The sequence below is a fragment of the Psychrobacter vallis genome, from assembly GCF_904846715.1.
Lineage (GTDB): Bacteria > Pseudomonadota > Gammaproteobacteria > Pseudomonadales > Moraxellaceae > Psychrobacter > Psychrobacter vallis.
The window spans coordinates 1-1,778 of the sequence record NZ_CAJHBU010000044.1 but is presented as its reverse complement, the minus strand read 5'-3'; the positions used below and the strand labels follow the sequence as shown (position 1 = coordinate 1,778).

Below are 1,778 nucleotides of genomic sequence, written 5' to 3'. Positions count from 1 at the left end.
AGCTCAGCTTTTATTTTGTCGTTAGCAGCCGCAGCTTGTGCTGGTAAGGTGATGACATTGAGCATCCCTGCGGTACATAGGATGCTCAATGCTTTGGTCAGCTTAGTTGCTTGAGTGAATGCTGGGTCTTGCGGATTTGGTTTAAAAAAAAGCGTCATAATCTTGTCTCAAATAGTAGTGCTTATTGTTACAACGATATATATCTATAAATTACGTATGGGATTGCTTAGTGATATATTGAGATGTGTGGTACATATCCACCTCGATAAACATACCAGTTTATTTGTAACGCTCTTAAGAGTTCATCTGATTCATAACGCAGTTGTTCAAGTTCTTTTGAGTCATTCTCTTTTTGTAGTAACGACAAGGTATTACCAAGACGCGCAGCTTCATAAACAGATAAACGTCCAATTCCTTTTTTATAGTACTTATCTATAAGATTGATTTGATTGCCCGCTTTCTTGCTCAAAGAATGATGTTGTTTCTGCAGCTGAAGGTTATCCATAGTGCTTCTTAACAGCTCAATTCGAGACTCAATGTTTCTTACGAGATAGCGAGACTCAAACTGATCAAGCAGTACTGCATTATTACTACCTTTGGTAATGTCCGAGACACTCACCCTTATCGGATGAGTGCCAGCATCTATTGGTAACCTTATGGTCAAGACATCATGAATGCTTTGTCCTGCCTTCACCGTGATTTGATAGTTGACCTTATCATCTCCTTTTGTCACATCGTCTATGCCACCTTTGTATCCCAGCCACTGACTACCTGAAGGAATATCTACCTCGACTAATAGGTTCCGAGGCTTGCCACCAGTGTTCTCTAGATTGATCGGTAAGCGTACGACTTGATTGGGCACGTAATCAAGTTTAGGTGTTTGCCGACGCGTTTTTAGCAACTGTGTGAGAACGTTATCCCAGTGTAACTCTTGGGCATTGGTTTGGCTTGTACTGTCGGGGTAAGGGGAGAGGTTTGCTGATGTTGCTAGATCTAAGCTGCCAATGACATCAAAACCAGTCGCTACCGGCATACCATTTCCGTAACGTTGACTGAGCATGGCAGGGTAATTCTGATCTTGACTGCGTTCTTTATTCGGTTTCCAATAACTAATGCGTTTTGCGTGAGCATTAACGGTAGCCCAGATTTCTGTTTTATCAGCGTTAATGGGCGCTAATTGCTGTGCCCAGTTATTGACAGAAGCATGACCTGCACGTGACTGATTGATCACGTTGAGAGCAGTATTAGTGATTGTGATATCATCTGTAGGTGTAATGAAACGGTCAACAAGCGTCAAAATATTAGTGTTAAGCAGTAACTTACCCTTAGGGGTCGCACCTGCTAATGAATAAAGGTCTTGATTTGACCAGCTATTCATGCCGCTGTCTATCAGTAGATTGTCGCCACTATAAGTCAGTTCGGTAAGCTCTCTTCTGGTAATTGGATGCAATCTCTCGATAGCACCAAGTAGCCAGTACTGGGCATATTTGCCACTTTGCAGTTCATGTGCAAATTGCTCTGGCTGTTTGACTATTTTGTACGGTGCATGGATTCGATCAAGGTAACGCTTTAATACCGCAGCTCGTTGATCAAAGCATTCGTTGTCGAATACACCTGAACGAAAATGTCGAATGGTGGTATGCCAGCCTGGGGCACAGCTGTAGTATATCAATAGCGTATCGTCTAACTGCTCGTCACTATCTATGGTGACATTGATAGGAGGCTCAGTTAATAAAACCTGAGATTGTGCCAAACCTTTTTGACCTTGAGCAAATTCT

General features: G+C 42.4%; 1 protein-coding gene. It reads right to left on the bottom strand.

Annotation, left to right across the window (positions count from 1 at the left end; all coding sequences use genetic code 11):
- Nucleotides 1-226: 226 nt before the first annotated feature.
- Nucleotides 227-1,778, bottom strand: a 1,552-nt coding sequence (locus JMY02_RS13490) for a hypothetical protein (RefSeq protein ID WP_201599170.1), incomplete at its 5' end; no start/stop codon positions are given.